This is a genomic window from uncultured Winogradskyella sp., from assembly GCF_937958655.1.
Classification (GTDB): Bacteria; Bacteroidota; Bacteroidia; order Flavobacteriales; family Flavobacteriaceae; genus Winogradskyella.
The window spans coordinates 1-20242 of sequence record NZ_CALGNH010000057.1; the positions used below are offsets into that span (position 1 = coordinate 1).

General features: G+C 34.3%; 16 protein-coding genes. 8 read left to right on the forward strand and 8 right to left on the reverse strand.

Going from position 1 to position 20242, the window contains the following annotated elements; genetic code table 11:
• The first annotated feature begins 55 nt into the window (after nt 1-55).
• On the forward strand, nt 56-1174 hold the full coding sequence (locus Q0800_RS10875; RefSeq protein ID WP_299129479.1) for a GTP cyclohydrolase: 1119 nt from the start codon (nt 56-58) through the stop codon (nt 1172-1174).
• A gap of 74 nt (nt 1175-1248) precedes the next feature.
• Here the strand turns inward: Q0800_RS10875 and Q0800_RS10880 are convergent, their stop codons facing one another.
• The 3 genes from Q0800_RS10880 to Q0800_RS10890 all read right to left on the reverse strand — a co-directional run bounded on the left by Q0800_RS10880 (nt 1249) and on the right by Q0800_RS10890 (nt 5884).
• Complete coding sequence (locus tag Q0800_RS10880) at nt 1249-2508, reverse strand: aminotransferase class I/II-fold pyridoxal phosphate-dependent enzyme (RefSeq protein WP_299129481.1); 1260 nt, start codon at nt 2506-2508, stop codon at nt 1249-1251.
• 207 nt (nt 2509-2715) lie between these two features.
• Nucleotides 2716-3753 carry a cysteine synthase family protein gene (locus Q0800_RS10885; RefSeq protein ID WP_299129483.1) on the reverse strand — a complete coding sequence of 346 codons (1038 nt, stop codon included), beginning with the start codon at nt 3751-3753 and terminating at the stop codon, nt 2716-2718.
• Nucleotides 3754-3823: 70 nt separating this feature from the next.
• Complete coding sequence (locus Q0800_RS10890) at nt 3824-5884, reverse strand: S9 family peptidase (RefSeq protein WP_299129485.1); 2061 nt, start codon at nt 5882-5884, stop codon at nt 3824-3826.
• 77 nt (nt 5885-5961) lie between these two features.
• Here Q0800_RS10890 and Q0800_RS10895 point away from each other — a divergent pair, with 77 nt between their 5' ends.
• Complete coding sequence (locus tag Q0800_RS10895) at nt 5962-6285, forward strand: YbaB/EbfC family nucleoid-associated protein (RefSeq protein ID WP_299129487.1); 324 nt, start codon at nt 5962-5964, stop codon at nt 6283-6285.
• A gap of 11 nt (nt 6286-6296) precedes the next feature.
• On the opposite strand, the gene Q0800_RS10900 is transcribed toward Q0800_RS10895, so the two are convergent.
• The gene (locus Q0800_RS10900) at nt 6297-7319 is read right to left on the reverse strand and encodes a GntG family PLP-dependent aldolase (protein ID WP_299129489.1); all 1023 of its coding nucleotides are present in this window, start codon (nt 7317-7319) and stop codon (nt 6297-6299) included.
• Between the two features lie 174 nt (nt 7320-7493).
• Between Q0800_RS10900 and Q0800_RS10905 the strand changes: the two genes are divergently transcribed.
• Complete coding sequence (locus Q0800_RS10905; RefSeq protein WP_299129490.1) at nt 7494-8687, forward strand: hypothetical protein; 1194 nt, start codon at nt 7494-7496, stop codon at nt 8685-8687.
• Nucleotides 8688-8831: 144 nt separating this feature from the next.
• Here Q0800_RS10905 and Q0800_RS10910 read toward each other — a convergent pair whose 3' ends face one another.
• Nucleotides 8832-9974, reverse strand: coding sequence for an ATP-grasp domain-containing protein (locus Q0800_RS10910; protein WP_299129492.1), 1143 nt, complete (start codon nt 9972-9974; stop codon nt 8832-8834).
• Nucleotides 9975-10027: 53 nt separating this feature from the next.
• Nucleotides 10028-12436 carry a zinc-dependent metalloprotease gene (locus Q0800_RS10915; RefSeq protein WP_299129494.1) on the reverse strand — a complete coding sequence of 803 codons (2409 nt, stop codon included), beginning with the start codon at nt 12434-12436 and terminating at the stop codon, nt 10028-10030.
• Nucleotides 12437-12581: 145 nt separating this feature from the next.
• Between Q0800_RS10915 and prfB the strand changes: the two genes are divergently transcribed.
• The 5 genes from prfB (at nt 12582) to Q0800_RS10940 (ending at nt 17856) form a co-directional block, all read left to right on the forward strand.
• Nucleotides 12582-13683, forward strand: a protein-coding gene (gene prfB, locus Q0800_RS10920; protein WP_299129496.1) for a peptide chain release factor 2 whose coding sequence is annotated in 2 segments (ribosomal slippage) — nt 12582-12644 and nt 12646-13683 — 1101 coding nt in all. Because the reading frame shifts where the segments join, the coding sequence is not laid out codon by codon here.
• A 64-nt stretch (nt 13684-13747) separates the two neighbouring features.
• Entirely contained in the window at nt 13748-14362 is a 615-nt protein-coding gene (locus Q0800_RS10925; protein WP_299129498.1) for an HAD family phosphatase, read from the forward strand.
• A gap of 31 nt (nt 14363-14393) precedes the next feature.
• On the forward strand, nt 14394-14735 hold the full coding sequence (arsC, locus tag Q0800_RS10930) for an arsenate reductase (glutaredoxin) (protein WP_299129500.1): 342 nt from the start codon (nt 14394-14396) through the stop codon (nt 14733-14735).
• 12 nt (nt 14736-14747) lie between these two features.
• Nucleotides 14748-15212 carry a hypothetical protein gene (locus Q0800_RS10935; protein ID WP_299129502.1) on the forward strand — a complete coding sequence of 155 codons (465 nt, stop codon included), beginning with the start codon at nt 14748-14750 and terminating at the stop codon, nt 15210-15212.
• A gap of 118 nt (nt 15213-15330) precedes the next feature.
• Entirely contained in the window at nt 15331-17856 is a 2526-nt protein-coding gene (locus Q0800_RS10940; protein ID WP_299129504.1) for an outer membrane beta-barrel family protein, read from the forward strand.
• Nucleotides 17857-17858: 2 nt separating this feature from the next.
• Here the strand turns inward: Q0800_RS10940 and Q0800_RS10945 are convergent, their stop codons facing one another.
• Nucleotides 17859-19220 carry a serine hydrolase gene (locus Q0800_RS10945; RefSeq protein ID WP_299129506.1) on the reverse strand — a complete coding sequence of 454 codons (1362 nt, stop codon included), beginning with the start codon at nt 19218-19220 and terminating at the stop codon, nt 17859-17861.
• A gap of 176 nt (nt 19221-19396) precedes the next feature.
• Nucleotides 19397-20242, reverse strand: an 846-nt coding sequence (locus Q0800_RS10950) for a type I restriction-modification enzyme R subunit C-terminal domain-containing protein (RefSeq protein ID WP_299129508.1), incomplete at its 5' end; no start/stop codon positions are given.

The window sequence follows — 20242 nt, forward strand, 5'->3', positions numbered from 1 at the left end:
AGATAGAAAGAACTAAAAGTCGTTTTAAGTCTAAAAAGACACCATTAAAGATTGTATGATAACAATTAAAGAAGCTACATCTAAAAAAGAACTCAAAGCATTTGTAACATTTCCTTTTTCGCTTTACAAAAATTCTAATAATTGGGTCCCACCTATTATTAAGCAAGAGTTAGAAACCTTCAATAAAGATAAAAATCCAATTTTTAAGGATGCCGAAGCACGTTTCTTTTTAGCCTATAAAGGCAATACTATTGTAGGTAGGGTTGCGGCTATTATAAACTGGTTAGAAGTTAACAAACAAAGCATAAAAAAAATGCGCTTTGGTTGGTTTGATTTTATTGATGATTATGAAGTCAGTAAGGCGCTTTTACAAACTGTAGAGACCATAGGAAAAGAACACCAACTAGAATACACAGAAGGACCCGTAGGTTTCTCTAATTTGGACAAAGTAGGTGTTATGACAGAGGGTTTTGATAGTATTGCGCCTATGATTACTTGGTACAATCATCCATACTATGTTAATCATTATAAAGAACATGGTTATAAGATTGAAAAGGAATATTCTGAAAGTAAATTTCCATTTAAGAATGTTAAACCAGAAGCTTTTAAAAAAGCACAAGAGCTTATAAAACGCCGTTATAAACTTACAGCATTAAAGTTTACAAAAACTCAAGAGGTTATGCCTTATGTAGACCGTATGTTTGATTTATTCAATGAAAGCTATGCATCCTTGTCTTCTTTTGTAGAAATTACGGATATTCAAAAAGAATATTTTAAAAACAAATTCATCAGTTTTGTTAACCCAGAATATATAAAATTTGTTGTTGACGAAAATGACAAGTTAATTGGTTTTGCTATAGTTATGCCACGATTTGCAGAAGCACTTCAAAAAGCCAATGGTAAACTATTTCCGTTTGGATTTACACATATTCTCAAAGCCAAGAAAAACAGTAAAGATGTTATTTTCTACTTAATTGGGATTCACCCAGAGTATCAAAACAAAGGTGTCCATGCTGTGATTTTTAACGAATACTACGAAACATTTACCATTAAAGGGATTCAAACGTGTTACAGAACTCCTGAATTAGAAGATAATGAGGCTATTCATAAAATTTGGAAGCATTTTAATCCTGAAGTTTATAAAAGACGAAAAACATTTAAAAAGCTATTATAAAAAATTACAGCCTTATGATATTTTCATAAAGCTGTAATTGCAATGTATTATTTATAACTACTTGGGCATTAATTTTACTCACCCATAGCCTGCATTAAAGCAGCAGACATTCTTTTATACGTTCCGTTTTCTAATCGTTCTCTAATAGCATCAAAAGCATCTAAGGTTTCTCTTACATCTTCTAAAGTATGTGTAGCTGTTGGTATCATTCTTAGAAGAATTAATCCTTTAGGTATTACTGGGTAAACCACTATAGAACAAAAGATACCATGATTTTCTCTTAAATCTTTAACCAGCGCCATTGCCTCTGGTATACTTCCTTTAAGATATACTGGTGTTACACAACTTTGTGTTGTACCTATATCAAAACCACGATCTTTTAAGCCAGACTGTAATGCATTTACTATAGTCCAAAGGTTTTGTTTAAGCTCTGGCATAGTACGTAACATTTCTAATCGTTTTAAAGCACCCACTGTTAGGGTCATTTGTAACGATTTTGCAAACATTTGAGAACGTAAATTATATTTTAAGAAATCTATAATCTCTTTATCACCAGCTATAAAAGCTCCAGTGCTAGCCATAGACTTAGCAAAAGTGGCAAAATAAACATCTATATCATCTTGTACGCCTTGTTCTTCACCTGCTCCTGCACCTGTAGCACCTAATGTTCCAAATCCATGTGCATCATCTACTAAAAGTCTAAAGTTAAATTTTTCTTTTAAAGCCACAATTTCCTTAAGTCGTCCTTGCTCACCTCGCATACCAAAAACACCTTCGGATATTACTAATATACCTCCACCTGTTTGCTCTGCCATTTTTGTGGCGCGTTCTAGATTTTTTTCTAAACTTACAACGTCATTGTGCTTATATGTAAATCGTTTCCCCATGTGTAAACGAACACCGTCAATAATACAAGCGTGCGCATCTACATCGTAAACTATAATATCGTCCTTTGCAACTAAAGCATCGATTGTAGACATTATACCTTGGTAACCAAAATTAAGCAGATATGCTGCTTCTTTATTCACAAACTCAGCGAGTTCGTTTTGTAATTGTTCGTGTAATTCGGTATGACCAGACATCATCCGCGCGCCCATTGGATATGCTGAACCGTATTCTGCAGCAGCTTCTGCATCTATTTTTCTAACTTCAGGATGATTTGCTAATCCTAAGTAATCATTTATACTCCAGGTTATTACTTCTTTTCCTTGAAATCTCATTCTATTAGAAATCTCACCCTCTAACTTTGGAAATACAAAATAGCCTTCAGCTTGAGCTGCCCACTTGCCTAACGGCCCTTTATCTCTGTAAATCTTCTCAAATAAATCCTTCATAAAATATGCTTGCTATTAACCTTAAATTTGTGAAAAAAACGTCACAAATAAAGAGAAAATCTTAAGTTAATTTAAATATTTTGTTAGTCTGGGTAAAATTAATCAATAATATTATGACTGCAAATAATATTAGAGTGAACTATAGACTAAGTTTTAAACATAAAAAAAGCCTACCAACCAAGGTAGGCTTTGTATCCTATAATTATATTACTTTATATATTCAATTGCAGTAGAAACTTCATTTTTACTATCAAAAAAGCCTTGGTCAGACATCCATTTATCGCTGTAAACCTTACTCATATATCTAGAACCATGATCTGGAAAAACAACAACAACTTTATCATTTTTACCAAACTCACCTTCTTCATTTAATTGCTTTAGGGCTTGCATTGCAGCACCACTAGTGTAACCTACAAATAAACCCTCTGTGTTTGATATTTCGCGTGCCGTATGTGCGCTATCTTCATCTGTAACTTTAACAAACTTATCTATAACATCAAAATCTGTGGCAGTAGGAATTAAATTTTTACCTAAACCTTCTATTCTGTAAGGGTAAATTTCTTTATCATCAAACTCTCTGGTTTCGTGATATTTCTTTAATACAGAACCATAAGCATCTACACCAATTACTTTAACATTTGGATTTTGCTCTTTTAAAAATTTGGCTATTCCAGAGATTGTACCTCCTGTACCACTACAAGCTACCAAATGTGTTATTTCGCCATTTGTTTGATCCCAAATTTCTGGACCTGTAGATTTGTAGTGTGCATCTAGGTTAAGACCGTTAAAATACTGATTAATATAAATAGACCCTTTAACTTCTTCATGCAATCGCTTAGCTACCTGATAATAAGATCTTGGGTCGTCTGCATTAACGTGTGCAGGACACACATATACTTTAGCACCCATAGATCTTAGCATATCTATTTTATCTGGTGAAGATTTAGAACTCACAGCTAATATACACTCATAACCCTTTATAATACTCACCATAGCAATACTAAAACCTGTATTACCAGACGTAGTTTCTATTATTGTATCACCTGGAGTTAGAATGCCTTTGCGCTCAGCTTCTTCAATGATATGAAGTGCTATTCTATCTTTAGAAGAATGACCTGGATTAAATGATTCTACTTTAGCGTAAAACTCACCTTCAAAATCCGATGTCATTTTATTTAGTTTGATAAGCGGTGTGCTTCCTATTAAATCAAGCACATTATCAAATACATTTTTGTTTTTATCCATAAATGTTGATTACAGCTGCCTAACTCATATTAGACACATAAACCTTGCAAAAATAACATTTTTTTTGAAACTAGTTTGAAATACCCTCTAAATCTAGTAGAAAGGCAAATTCTTCCGCATCTTCTCTAAGACTTTCAAACCTACCAGAAGCCCCTCCATGACCTGCCTTCATATTGGTTTTAAGAAATACTGTATTAGCGTCTGTTTTTAGATCTCTTAATTTTGCGATCCATTTTGCAGGTTCCCAATATTGCACCTGCGAATCGTGCAGGCCTGCCGTAATTAGCATATTAGGATATGCTTGTGGCTGTATGTTATCGTACGGCGAATATGATTTCATGTAATTATAATATAGTACATCGTTTGGGTTTCCCCATTCATCATACTCACCTGTGGTTAATGGAATTGAATCGTCTAACATGGTTGTAATAACATCTACAAAAGGAACCGCAGCTACAACACCATTATATAACTCTGGTGCTTTATTACTAATAACACCCATAAGTAAACCACCAGCAATTCCTCCCATGGCATATAAATGTTTTGAAGACGTATAACGCCTTTTAATTAAATGAACGGAACACGCTATAAAATCTGAAAATGTATTTTTTTTGTTTAAGAGTTTACCATCTTCATACCATTGACGTCCAAGGTACTCTCCTCCTCTTACATGAGCTATAGCATAAATAAAACCTCTGTCTAACAAGCTTAAGCGTATTGTTGAAAAGTACGGATCTACTGTAGATCCATAACTGCCATAAGCATATTGTAATAATGGATTATTGCCATTCAATTGTATCCCTTTTTTATAAACTATAGATATTGGGATTTTGGTACCATCTTCTGCTGTTGCCCAAATGCGCTCCGAGTAATAATTTTCTTTTTTAAACGCACCACCCAAAACTTCTTGCTCTTTAAGAATTGTTTTGGTTTGGGTTTGCATATTAAATTCTATTACTGAGGCTGGTGTTGTTAAAGCATTGTAACTATAACGCAAAAGATCTGTATCAAAGTCTACATTTGTTGTTGTGTATGCTGTATAAGTTTCGTTTTCAAAAGGTAGGTAATAATCTTTAGTATGGCCCCAACGTTTTATTCTAATTTCATTTAGCCCATTGCGTCGTTCGCTTACTACCAGAAAATCTTTAAAAATATCTATACTTTCAATAAGGGTGTCTTTTCTATGTGCAATTACCTCTTCCCACTTATTAACTGCTCTGTCCAAGATGTTACACTTCATAAGTTTAAAGTTTATGGCTTTATCCTTATTTGTTAGGATGTAAAAGTGGTCTTGGTAGTGCGAAATGCTATACTCTAAACCTCTAATTCTTGGCTGAAATACTTCAAAATTTCCATTCGGATCGTCAGCATCTAAAATATGATATTCGTTAGTGAGTGTACTGTAACTTGCTATAATTATATACTTTCTAGATTTAGACTTGTATACTGTAGTGCCAAAAGTATCATCACCTTCTTCAAATACTAATTCATCGTTTTCTAGTCCTAATTTATGACGGTAAATTTGAAACGCTCTTAAAGTAACTTGGTCCTTTTTGGTGTAGTATAAGGTTTTGTTATCATTTGCCCAAGTTGATGATCCTGTTGTGTTTTCAATTTTATCTGTTCTTACTTCACCAGTTTTAATATCCTTAATATATATGGTGTAGTTTCGTCGTCCTGTGGTATCGATACCGTAAGACACAAGTCTGTTGTCTGGGCTAATACTAATACCTACTAATTTAAAATAGCTTTCACCTTGTGCCATTTTATTACAATCAAAAAGCAACTCTTCAGGATGTTCTAGTGATTCCTTCTTCCTAATATATATTGGGTAATTTTGTCCTTTTTCAAATTTAGTTATATACCAATAGCCATTATATTTATAGGGCACTGAGGAATCATCTTCCTTAATTCTACCTTTCATTTCTTCAAATAAACGCTGCTGAAAATCTTTGGTGTGCGCCATGGAATTATCACAATACTCATTTTCTGAATTTAAATACTTCAAGACTTCTGGGTGCGTCCTATCTTTCATCCAAAAGTAATTATCAATTCTTATATCGTTATGCTTTTCTAACTGATGCGGTTTCTTTTTAGCTATTGGAGGTGAAAATTTAGGTGTTGTAGTCATTTGTTTTTTAAGAAAAATTAATCTAAAAGGTGGCGCAATTTAGTAATTTTGTACCGTAATAATTAAAACACACTACTATGTTTGGAGATATGATGGGAATGATGAGTAAACTAAAAGAAGCTCAGAAAAAAGTTGAAGCAACAAAAGAACGATTACATTCAGTACTTATTGACGAGACGAGTAATAATAATAAACTTAAAGTAACTATTACAGCAAATAGAACGATTAAATCTATTACTATTGACGATGAGTTACTCCAAGATAAAGAAATGCTAGAAGATTATTTAATCCTAACGCTTAATAAAGCCATTGAAAAAGCCAGCAATGTTCATGAAACTGAAATAGCAGCTGTAGCCAAAGAAGGCATGCCAAATATCCCAGGTATGGACATGTTTAAATAAAAAACACCCTATTAATAAAGCGTTTTTAAAGTATTTAAGACATAGTTATGCATTTCATTGGTGTAATCTAAATGCGTAACCATTCTTAATTTATTGCTTCCCATACTTATAATTTCAATTTGTTTAGCCTTTAGTGTTTTTTGAAACGCTGTGTCGTCATAATTATCTTTTAATTCAAAAATTACAATATTGGTTTCGATAGGCTCAACAGATTTTATTTGCGGTAATTGAATTAGTGCTTCACCTATTTCTTTGGCTCTGATATGATCGTCCTGCAATCGCTCCAAGTTATGACTCAATGCGTATAATCCTGCCGATGCCATAAAACCTATTTGACGCATACCGCCTCCTAAAATCTTTCTAACTCTAAGAGCACCTTGCATAAATTGCTTTTTACCTATGAGTACTGATCCCATTGGAGCACCTAATCCTTTACTTAAACACACTGATATAGTATCGAATAATTGACCGTATTCTTTTGGGTTTTGATTTTTAGCAATAAGTGCATTCCATAATCTAGCACCATCAAGATGATATCCTAACTTATGAGCTGTTGTAACGTCTTTAATTGCTTTTAATTCATTAATATCCCAACAGGCACCACCACCCTTATTGGTTGTGTTTTCTATGGCAACCAAAGCCGTTAATGGGCTATGGTAAAAATCTGGTGGGTTAATTGCACTTGTAACTTGTTTTGCGGTAAACATTCCTCTAGAGCCATCAATAAGCTTGCAAGAAACACCACTATTAAAAGATGCTCCTCCACCTTCATAATTATAAATATGTGCATATTTATCGCAAATGACTTGTTCTCCTGGATTGGTGTGTAATTTTAATGCAGCTTGGTTAGCCATACTACCTGTAGGAAAATAAAGTGCCATATCCATACCAAACATTTCTGCTAATTGTGTTTCTAACTGATTTACTGATGGATCTTCCTTATAGACATCATCACCAACATTTGCTACCATCATAGCACTAAGCATTTCTTTATTCGGTTTAGTAACCGTATCGCTTCTTAAATCAATTATCATTAGAGTTCAATTAGGGGAACAAAAATAAGGTTTCTTTTGGTTATCATTTCATCGGTAAAAAAAAACAATTAATCTATTCAACTAATAAATCTCTTGTTTCGTCAATTATTTTGTTTGTTAACTATTTTAACAAATAGATTTGTAGTGCTATTAACAATTAATAATTAAAAAATTATGAAGCATTTTACAAAATTAATTTTATTTTCTTTTCTACTAGTTTTGGCGGCGTGTCAAAATGATACTGTAGAAGACACTATGCAACAAGAGGAAGTTGCTAAAGCAGTTATTAAGGTTGACGATGACGGAAACGTAATTGGCGATGGTAAATTGGCCAAAGATGAACTTATGTTCAACGAGAATAGTGAAAACTTAGTTATGAGCAGAAACAATGCTAGTTTTCAAAAAACTAACTCTAGTACAAGTTCTACATGTTCTGTAGATTTATTAGATACAGGTTTAAATTCTGTTGTAAACATTGAAGTATTAGCTAAGCCAGGTGCTAACGCTTATTTTGACGTTTCTTTGGATGGTGGTGAGTCAACTCCTGCCTATTGTTCAGACAGATTACCTAGTTTAGGTGCTGACGATGATTTTATTGACTTTACTGCAGTATCTACTTATGATGATGCTATCCTTGAAGGTGGGGCATTTGAAAGTGTTTACACAAACCCACAAAACTTTGATAAAGTTAACTGGATTCTTAATAATATTGATATAAGTGAAGGATCTGAGTTTACTTATGGTCATGTTCAATACGCAATCTGGAGATTGATTGAAGGACCTTATGTTAACGATTTTACTGATTTCTTAACTCAAGTTCCTGGAGATTGGAGACCTGCTATTGATAACGCTAAAGGTGATGAAATTTTTGAATTATCTGTTGCAAACGGTGAAGGTTACGAACCAACATGTGGTGAGAAACTTGGCGTTTTATTAATCCCAGCTGATTTTGATAATGTACAAGCATTAGTAATTGCTAAAGATATACCAGAAGCTGAAGTAGAAGAGTGTGATGATTGTATCGGTAAAGTAACTGATTTAACATTAAACTGGAACTGGCACGATGATTACAGAGTAAGAGTATACCAACAATATGAAAATACTTGTTATGCTGTTAAAGTATTTGACGATGTAGTTGGTCTTAACGATGATATCGCTGTAACTGGTGCAAACCATGATGGTTCATTTGGTAAGTGGTTATACATTTATGTTGGTAACTGCTACTATACTAAAATCAAAACTAACTGTTACTTAAATATTGGTCCTGGATATAAGTCTGGTGTATTAGAAGTAGTAAGTGGTACAAGTTCTCATGGTGGAGAATTATGTGAATATATTGAACCAGCACATTATTGCTACTGGTGGTAGAAATTAAATACCAAAATAACACTAAAAAGAGATGCAAATTGCATCTCTTTTTTTGTTTTATGTTAACTTTATATAAAGCCAAATTACATAAACAAAACACTTGTTTAGATGACTTCGTTTTTAAATAAATGTTGAATACGAAATTTACTTAGCAGCTTTTTTAAAGAGAATATTTCTGGTTCTCCATACAAAAAGATAAAACATAGGAAGTGGATCTTTTAGAGCAAACTTTAAAGGAGTATGATTTTTTAAAAATCTAAATTTAAATAATGTAGATGGTTTTTCTAAAATTGTTTTAATTAAGCCTCTAAAACTAAGATAAGTCATTGTTTTAGATTCTACTGGTTGTAAAATCGGTTTATCTAAGGACAATTGACAATGTAAATAAGGGAAATTTACATTAGTCAGTACTGAGGCATCTACATTAACCCAGTATCTCGAATTAATTTCGATAATTTTAAAGCTATTATCATCTGTACTATATCTAACATCTATGTTTGCCGGCCCAGACCATTCTAAAGATTTTACTATTTGTTTTAAAATATCTAAAAGTTTTGGTTCTTTTATAAATGTAAAATTAGATTGTGGCGAAAAATCGACCTCACGAGATAACTCGGCTCTTTGAATGGTAAAAGCCAAAAGCTCACCATTATTACATAGTAAGTTACAGCTTAAATCATAGCCGTTTATGTAATTTTGATAGATGGCATTGCCACCATAATCAACTGTGTTTACATATTTAATAACATCCTTATAATTATTCAAAACACATATTCGTCTTCCTCCACTAAACCCAATCACAGGTTTTGCTATAATAGGATAGTTTAATTCGGATAGATTAGGTAAGCTATCAGATTTAACAATTACGCTTTTTGGACAAGGCAGTGCATACTTTACAAGATGGTTATATAAAAGTCCTTTATCGCTTGCTGTCTCATAAAACCTTAGCTCTGGTAAAACACAAAGCTTTTCTTCTGTATTTAAGCGATTTTTATACTTTATGAGTGTATTTATAGCATAGTCATAAACTGGCAAAATAACATCGATACGATGCTTTTCAACCAAAATGTTAATGTAATTTATCCATTCAATTGAATCACATTTTGGTACTAACGTAACACGTTTAACGTTTAAAGAATAGCGTAGATGATTACTTTTTTTAGACGTAAGAATATAGATTTTTATATTCTTTTTTACTGAAAGGCAATTAACAACTTGTAATGACAATAATTTATCATTATCAGTATCTGGTATTAATACCGAAATCGTATTGTCTGAGCTATTCATTTAATAGTAATTACACTACAAATTAAATGAAAAAAATAAGATAAAATGAAAATTCACATTCTATTTTGGTTGTATGTACAAATACTACTGCCAATCGGCGAACCATCAGGGATTCTAAGAGATATCTCTAGCTCAAAACGTTCAGGATGCTCATAAAATTCCTTAATCATAATACCATATTGCATTTGCATAGCTTCAAATTTCAAATTCTTTTTTGAAAGTTCAAAAATAGCTTTATTAGCAATTGCTTTTGTTTGAAAATAGCTCTCCTTGTTTACAGCTAAATTCATAATATATTTTAGAATATTTACATTAATTTGTTGTTGAATTTCAGTAAAATATAAATCCTTATGTGTCGTATCAAATGAAGATTTTAAAAGAGAATTTAGTAGCTCTTCTAAACTAAGTTGATCAGTATCTAAACTCTTTTGCAAAACTAGTCTATTAGCGCGTTGCGGATGCAGTAAAAACTTCATTGTCATATCACTAGCTGTATTTGCTGCGCTTAGAGGATCAAAAGCAACACCTGTTTTTCCACTAAAAGATTCTCTAGTTCTATAATAGCCATAAGCTCTAGGTGGAAATAAATGTAGCTTATCTCTTGGGATAGCTAAAGTTTTAGCATTTAGTGTTTTAAGTATTGAGCGCAGCGCCTCTTTTTGGATTTTAGGATCAACAGCTTCTGTGGTCAATTGTCCATCTGCTTTAACAGCGTAATTATAATCTAAACCACCAATAATTTTGGTAGTTGCTTCCGTTTGGTACCTATGATAAAAATATAGCGGTACAAAAACATCTTCTAATACCGAGTATGGTTCGTAATTTCTAATATTATCTACAGAAAAATTCTTAATAGCCTGTGTTCTTAATTGTAAAACATTATCCAATTCTTTTTCTGCTGATCCACCATTATCCCATAAATGCGCCAATGCGTGTGCTCCACCGGTTGCTCTTGCATCAGCATCTGTAATAAATCTTAAACCATCATCTTTAGCTTTTTTTAAGATCGCATTTAAGGCCTTCTTTTCATCGGTATTCTTATCAAACTGAGTGTAGCTATATGCTACTGTTACTTTATCCCAATCCCCTATTCCTTTAGCGTAGGCCTTACTAAAATCAATGTTACCATTATTTAGTGTAATTTGAGGATGAGGATAATCCATTACAGAAGCTCTATCATTAGCACTAGCCGCAAAATTATGTGCAAATCCAATGGTATGGCCTACCTCGTGGGCACTTAGTTGGCGGATTCTGGCTAAAGCCATCTTTAACATGGGCTCATAATTATTGTCGCGTTCCGCAAAGGGTTGATTCATCAACGCCTGTGCAATCATAAAATCTTGTCTAATACGCAAACTCCCCAAACTCACATGGCCTTTTATAATTTCGCCTGTTCTGGGATCTACAACACTACCACCGTAGCTCCAGCCTCTTGTAGAGCGATGCACCCATTGAATGACATTATATCTGCAATCCATGGGATCCACATCCTCTGGTAATAGTTGCACTTGAAATGCATCTTTAAAACCAATCGCTTCATAAGCTTGGTTCCACCATCGCGCTCCATCCAAAAGTGCAGAACGTACAGGCTCTGGAGTTCCTGGGTCTAGGTAATAAATAATAGGTTTAATGGCCTCACTTCGTTTAGCTCTAGGATTCTTTTTTTCTAGGCGATGTCTAATAACAAATCGTTTAGTTATAGTTTCTTGTATTGGCGTAGCATAATCCATATAAGTCATGGATATGGCACCACTTCGAGGATCGAATACTCTAGGCTTATAATTAGCGTCTGGTAATTGCACAAAAGAATGATGCTGAATTACAGTTACTAAAGACGCAGTTGGTGTTACACTTCTTAAATTTCTTCCTGTAGGCTGCCCTTTAAACGTTAGTAAAGCTTCAAACTCAACATTTTTAGGAAATGCTTTTGTGCGTTTTAAGGCCAAAGCACTTTTTGTAGCGTCGATTTTATAGGTTCCTTCTTTTTTTTGTTTTAAACGATTACCAATGCCATGAGTATCTTCCATTAAAAACGGAGTTATATCAATAATATAAGGTTCACCTTCCTCGGAGAGTATTTTAAATCCAAACAAAACAGACTTAGCAAAAGCCTGTTCTATACTTTTCTTCTCAAGCTCATTAGTGGTATTAGCACGAAACTTTAAATTAGGTTGAATCAATAATAGCTTATTGCCAGCCTTCTTAAAATACACCACGCGTTCATTTCCTAGTTGACCTCTATCTAAACCAATATCATTACTTCCAACACCAGAAGCTAATGAATTTACATAGAGAAATTCTCTTTCAGTCTCATCAACTTTTAGGTAAATCTTATCTGTGCTTTCTTCATAATAAAAATCAAAATAACCTTCATATAATTTAAGATTTTGTTTTTTCAGAATTTGAGCGTTAATTAGAAGGCTCATCAATAAAAATGTAACAAAAAGAAGACGTTTTTTCATATTATGCTGAATTTAGTTCAGTATCAATCCCCAAGAAAGAGTAAAGCTAATTTAGGAAACATAAAATTACGGAAAATCTAAAAAATCCATTCAAAATTATGGCACTTTAATAGCACATATTATATTTGTAGAAATACTTCAATTTATGATAACATCAGATCAAATAAAAGATCTTAATTCCCGTCTCGACACACTGAGGCAGTATCTTTGACTTAGATGCTAAACTTATAGAAATTACCAACGAAGAAGAACAGACTTTTGATCCCAATTTTTGGAATGACTCCAAAAAAGCCGAGCACGTTATGCGCTCTATCCGTGAAAAGAAAAGTTGGGTAAACGACTACAATGCTGCTAAAGAACTTTATGAAGATTTAGAAGTCATCTACGAATTTTACAAAGAAGGTGAAGCCGAACTTAGTAATGTCGAAATTCGCTTCGCTAAAGCCCTTACAGCAATTGAGAAGCTAGAGTTTAAAAACATGCTCTCAGAAGAAGGTGATAGCCTCAGTGCAGTTTTACAGATTACGGCAGGTGCTGGTGGCACAGAGTCTTGCGATTGGGCCAGCATGCTTATGCGCATGTATTTAATGTATGCTGAAAAAAGTGGTTACAAAGTAAAAGAGCTTAACCACCAAGAAGGTGATGTTGCCGGTATAAAAACCGTAACCTTAGAAATTGAAGGAGACTATGCCTTTGGATGGTTAAAAGGTGAAAACGGAGTGCATCGTTTAGTACGGATTTCCCCTTTTGATAGTAATGCAAAACGGCACACAAGCTTTGCTTCGGTATATGTCTATCCTTTGGTAGATGATTCTATTGAAATTGATATTAACCCCTCTGATTTAGAAATTACAACAGCGCGCTCTAGTGGTGCTGGAGGGCAAAATGTTAACAAGGTAGAAACCAAAGTGCAGCTCTTGCATAAACCAACTGGTATTCAGATTCAGTGCTCCGAAACACGTTCTCAGCACGATAACCGTTCTAGAGCACTCCAGATGTTAAAATCGCAATTATATGAGATTGAACTACAGAAACAAATGGCACAGCGTGAAGATATTGAAGCCAGTAAAATGAAGATTGAATGGGGAAGTCAAATTAGAAACTACGTAATGCATCCCTACAAATTAGTTAAAGATGTAAGATCTGCGCACGAAACTGGCAACGTTGATGCCGTAATGGATGGTGATTTAGAATCCTTCCTAAAGGCCTATCTTATGATGATGGGACAGAAGGAAAGTGAAATATGAGATATTAGTTGTTAGTTGTTAGTTGTTAGTTGTTAGTTGTTAGTTGTTGAAACATATTACGAAAATGAAAATAGATACCATAATATTCGATCTTGGAGGAGTGCTTATTGATTGGAATCCTGAGTACGTATTCCTAAAAGAGTTTGAAGGAGACCGTAACAAAATGCAGTGGTTTTTTGATAATATCTGTACCCACGATTGGAACGAAAATCAAGATGCAGGCCATCCCATTTACAAAGCCACACAAGAGCGCATAGCACTATTCCCTAACCACGAAAAACATATTAGAATGTACTACGGCCGTTGGACAGAGATGCTAGGCAATGCCAAACAAGGCACCGTTAAAATACTAAAGACACTTGTTAATAACCCTAATTATAAAGTGGTAGCATTAACCAATTGGAGTCATGAAACATTTCCGTTTGCGCAAGTAAAATTTGATTTCTTAAGTTGGTTTGAAGGCATTGTAGTTTCGGGTGAAGAACAAACCAGAAAACCATTTAAAGATATTTATGAAATCACTTTAAATCGTTTTAATATTGAAGCTGAAAACGCTATTTTTATTGATGATAACCTAAGAAATATTGAAGCTGCCAGGTCTTTAGGCATTAATGGCATACATTTTGAATCACCAGAAGCGTTAAAGGACGCTCTAAAGGCTTATAACATAACCATATAAATAAAATTCCCTTAATTTAAGGGGCAATACAATGATAACCATATACCATAATCCAAGGTGCAGAAAGTCTAGAGAAGGACTGGCTATATTAGAACAATCAGAACAAGAATTTGAAGTAGTAAAGTATTTAGAAGACCATCTCAATGCTAACGCTCTTAAAGCCATTATTTCTAAGCTCGGCATAAATCCTATAGATTTGGTACGTAAAAACGAAGCTATTTGGAAGTCGGACTTTAAAGGAAAAAAACTATCCGACTCAGAGCTAATTGCCGCCATGGTTAACTACCCAAAACTCATAGAAAGACCTATAGTCATTAATAACAATAAAGCTGTAGTTGGTAGACCACCAGAAAATATTACTACCATTATTTAAACTCATAAAACAATGAAAAAAGTAATTTTTATACTCTTAACACTCTTACTAAGCCAAACCGTTACTGGGCAAATAAGACGCAATAGGTCTCTAAATCAAATCCCACAGACCAATCGCGAACCAACGGCTTCAGAAATTGCCAAACGCGAGCGCCAAATAGAAGAACGCAAAGCAGAGTTTTTAAACAACTTCCTATCTACATTAGAAGCAGATAATTTTCAGAAAGAAATTATAAAGCAATATCTCAACAGTTATTTTGAAAAAAAATTAGTGCTTCTAAAAGGAAAATACGCTCATAGTGTAGAACGAGAAGCCGTTATAAAACAGCTAGACGATTCGCACTTTAAAGACTTAGAAGAACTTATCTCTAAGAGTGATATGGAGAAGATTAAAGGGCTCATTAAAGGAGAATTTGACGAAGATGACGTAAAGAAAAAACGAAAGAAAAATAAAAAGCGTAAAAAAGATAAGAATTAATAAAAATTATCTATTTACCATTTTTATCATCAATTTACCTTTAACATAAGATTAACCATAATGGGCACAAGTAGCGTTATTTTTGAGCATTTAGATGCAAAATATCTAACCCCTTGTAATGCAATATTCTACTCAAATCCTATCTATTATCTTATGTTTTACCTCAATTGTATATGCCCAAAAAGAGGTTAAGGTTAAAGGTATGGTTTTAGAGGAAGGCTCTAATATCCCTTTAGAATATGCTACTATTACCTTTAAAACCCTTAATACTAATGAGGTTGTCACTGGTGACATTACCAATGAAAAAGGGAGATTTAACATTGACGTTCCTGTAGGGACTTACAATATAAACATAGAATACATTTCTTACAAAACAAAAGAATACCTTAATAAAACCATAGATAAGCCTATAGACTTAGGCACAGTAACATTAGCACTAGATATCGATAGCTTAGACGAAGTCACCGTTGTTGCAGAAACGACATCTGTTGAAATTAAGCTAGACAAAAAAGTGTATAACATTGGTAAAGACCTCACAACCGCTGGTGGCACCGTAAGTGACGCTTTAAATAATGTGCCTTCTGTAGCTGTAGATATTGATGGAGCTATAAGCTTAAGAGGTAATGAAAATGTTAGAATATTAATAAACTGTAGACCTTCTGCCCTAGCTGGTTTTGGCGATACCAACGTACTGAGTCAGTTACCAGCAGAAGCTATAGAGCGTGTCGAAGTCATTACATCACCTTCTGCTAGATATGATGCCGAGGGAACTGCAGGTATTCTCAATATTATCTTAAGACAAAAAGAAACCCTTGGGTTTAATGGCTCCTTCAATTTTACTATTGGTAATCCAGATAATGTAGGACTCAATACCAGTTTAAACTACAGAACCGAAAAGTTTAACCTGTTTACCAATTTAAGCTGGAGGTATTTTGACGCACCACGCACCAGTTTTATTGATGTCACTTATTTTGACCGCATTGTAGATGGCAATACCATTGAACCCGAATTCAGAAGAATTATTGAAGACCAAGACGTAGAACGCTTAAACCGTAACTACAATGCCAATATTGGAATGGAATATTTTTTAAGCGATAAGTCCTCAATTACAGGAAGTCTATTTTACAGATTAGGAAGCGATGCGGATATTGCGTTAAACAGCAGTGAGCGTTTTAATGGCGGAATGATTGTTGAAGAAACCTTACGCCGCGAAAAAGAAACCGAGCAAGATAATCAGTACCAAATTGCCCTGAACTTTGTGCAGCAATTTGGTGATGATCGCGATCATAAATTAACGGCAGATTTTCAGTATGTGACGGCGACAGAAGATGGTTTTACCTTTTTAAACGAAGATTACATAAGTACAGATCAAATTAATCCCGAACCGTTTCAAATAGAACAAGAGACCACGACAGAAGACCAAACCGAATATTTATTACAAGCAGATTATGTATTGCCATTTGGAGAAAACGCACGTTTTGAAGCTGGTTTTAGAAGTAATCTCGAAAATGAAGTTACTAATTACAGGCTCGACCAAGAAGACTTAGACACAAGTAACTTGGTTATTAATGACACCATTACCAATGTGTTTGATTATGATGAAAACGTTAATGCCGTTTACACACAATATGGCACTAAACTAGGTCAATTTTCATTTTTATTGGGACTACGCTTAGAGCACACACAACTTAAAGGACAAATAGATTCTAGATTAACAGAAGAAGAACTTGTAGAAGCTTTTGGATTTCCAATAGATACCGATTTTGATAATAATTATCTTGGGCTCTTCCCTACCGTAAATTTAATTTACAATTTAGGTGGTACAGATTCTGATGGTGAAGAAAGCATTACACTTGGGTATAACCGAAGAATCAATAGACCTCGTGGGTTTTTTATTAACCCCTTCCCTACGCGATCTAGTCGTACCAATGTTTTTCAAGGCAATCCCAGTTTAGAACCTGCCTTTGCCAATGCCTTTGATTTAGGCTATTTAAAACGTTGGGATAAGTTAACCTTAACGTCTTCGGTGTATTACCAAGTAGAGACTAACTCCTTTGAACGTGTCCAAGAAAATACAGGACAACAAACCACTGATGGTATTGATATTATTAGAACCATACCTATTAACCTGTCTAACAACAAGCGTACTGGTGCGGAGTTGGGTATTTTATACAACCCAAAAAAATGGCTACGTCTTAACTCTAGTTTTAACTTTTTTCAGTTTGAAACCGAAGGTGCATTTAACGGTGTAGATTATAGTGCTAAGAATACCAGTTGGTTTGCGCGTTTTAGCTCTAAGGTGACCTTACCTTGGCAGATTGATTGGCAGACCAATGCACGTTACAGAGGTGCACGCCAAGATGCGCAGTCCGATACGGATGGTATCTTATCCATAGACTTGGCTTTTAGTAAGGAACTGCTGAATAATAATCTTACGGTATCTTTAAACGTTAGGGATTTACTGAACTCCAGACGACGACAATCGCTAACAACAACCGACTTTTTTGAACGCTATAGCGAAAGCCAATGGAGATTGCGCCAAATTAACTTGGCATTAATTTACCGCTTTAACCAAAAACTAAATAAACGCGATAGAAAAGGTCGTGCTAACAACGGTGATGATGATTTTGATTTTGAGGGGTAATACTATTCTACTTTCGTTGCTAGCAGATTTTGACCACCTTGGTTTAAAGTCATGCTAAGAACTTTACCAGTCGTATTTGAATTAAACGTAATACTAGCTTCTACAACTTTTAAAAAAAACTCATTTTTGGCCGACGGAAACACCTTAAATTTGGGTTGTTTTGTTGCCTGTAAAACTAATTGCTTTCCTTCTTTGGTGATTGTAATTTTAAACTCTGGTGCTAACTCATAGACACCAACATAAGTATCTAAAATGTCCTCTGATACTTCTATAATATCCGGAAATTCCTTCTTTTTGGGTAATTCTAGTTCAATACTATTATCAAGTACTTTTAAACCGACTTCATCTACACTCGCTGTTGAATTCGTCAAAACCACCACTCCTTTATCACCATCGTTTATAAAACCAGCAAATGCTCTATAACCACCTGTACCGCCATTATGCCAAACCACTTTATTATTACTGGCATAATGCCAACCTAAACCTAACTGAAACTCACTATCCCCTTTTTTATAAGCAATCGCATGGCTCAGACGCATAGCTTTATGAAGTACCGAATCTTCATTAGACCTATTCGCCTTTATAAACTTTACCATATCTCTCGTAGTAGATCTGATGCCTCCAGCACCTGCAAGGGTAATAATATCCCAGTTGCTCACTTCTTCTAATTGCTCGTTATGGCCTTTAGCTAAACGTGCTATCATAGCATCGGTTAAAACCAGCGCTGTACTCGTCATATCTAAAGGTTTGGCTATACGTTCTATTACTAAATCTTCATAACTTTTACCTGTATGTAACTCTAGGACATGTCCTAGTAAACCCATACCCAAATTAGAATATTCGTATTGCGACCCAATAGCTCTTGGTAACTCATAAGAGGATATAAACGCATAGAGCTGTTTTATGGTATAATCTGCAAAAGGATTACTTGGATCTACTGGATTAAAATTCTCTGGCATTCTTGGCAAACCTGAAGTATGTGTTGCTAAATCTTTTAGGGTAATGACTTTACCATCACGTTGTGGTATGTTGACGTCCTTAGGCAGGTATTTTGAAACCGGATCGTCTAAGGACAGATTACCTTTTAAAACCTCATCGGCCAATAAAATACAGGTAAACACTTTAGAAATAGAGCCAATCTCGTAAACCGAATTTTCATCTACGGATTTACCATCTGGTAACGTGGTTTTACCATAATTGAAATAAGCCACCTCATCACCATTAATATAAGCTAAGGCGACACTGGCATTATGGCCTTTATCTACTCTAGCCTTTATATGATCTTTGATTTCTGTTGAAATAGACTGTGCTAATGTCAATTGAACAGCCAAAATAAAAGCGAATAGTAAAGAAAGATATTTCATGGTAAAGTATACTAGTAATGCTTATATGACGTTTAAGTGAGGCTTATGTTACAGTTACTTTTTTCAATAGCCATCTTAATGACATTAAACACATAGGCTTAAAGTTAAGTAATCCCTTATTTTAATCCGGACTTTACAAATAACATAGTAACTTTTTAAGGCGCTATTTTTGAGGATTAACTCGCCTCATCATCATACAAATACTTCTGAAAATCTATAAAAGAGTTTCTGATAGACTTTACATCTCCCAATTCTATTTTTGCGTCTGATATGCTGTTATATTTCAAATTTAATAATGGTGACAACTTTTCTATATCCAATTCCTCTACTCCATCTCTCACATATTGTTCAAGAACAAAATTTAAAAATTCTTGTTGTTTTTGGCTGTAATCATTCATTTGAATTTTTGCTTTCTCTGCGCGGTCTAATCTTGGAACAAGGTCTTTGTGATAAGCTACATAACTTAATACATCAAAAAGGTCGCTATTTTCGCCTTTAACGAGGCCTCTTAAGTCTTCTAATTGAACATCTGTATATCCTTTTTCTTGTAATTCTGTTAGTAGTTTTTTTCTGGTGCTTGGCAAACTCCAAATTTTACGCAATTCATCTTCATCTTTTAAAATAGTTTTGAGCTCACCAAATAATTGATTCATAAATTCCTCATGACCAATTGGTTTACCTTCTGGACTCCAAAATGTAGTTTTTACTGTAGCATCTATTTCTCTTTCTTTTCCATCAGACAATCTTATTTTAATCAATGTAGTAGGCTCATTTTCGCAAATACAAGGGATGTTATCACATTTGGCACAAAGTTCATCTTCAGATTTTCCACAAATACATGGTTTTTGTTCACAAATATGACATGGTTTTGGTATTCCGCCTCCTGTTAGTGTCTCTGGTGGCTCTGGTTCGCCATCCCATTCTGGATCATTAAAATGCTCGTGTGCTTTTACAAAATCATAAACTGTAAAATAATCTTTACCATCAAAAAGGCGTGTTCCTCTACCAACTATTTGTTTAAA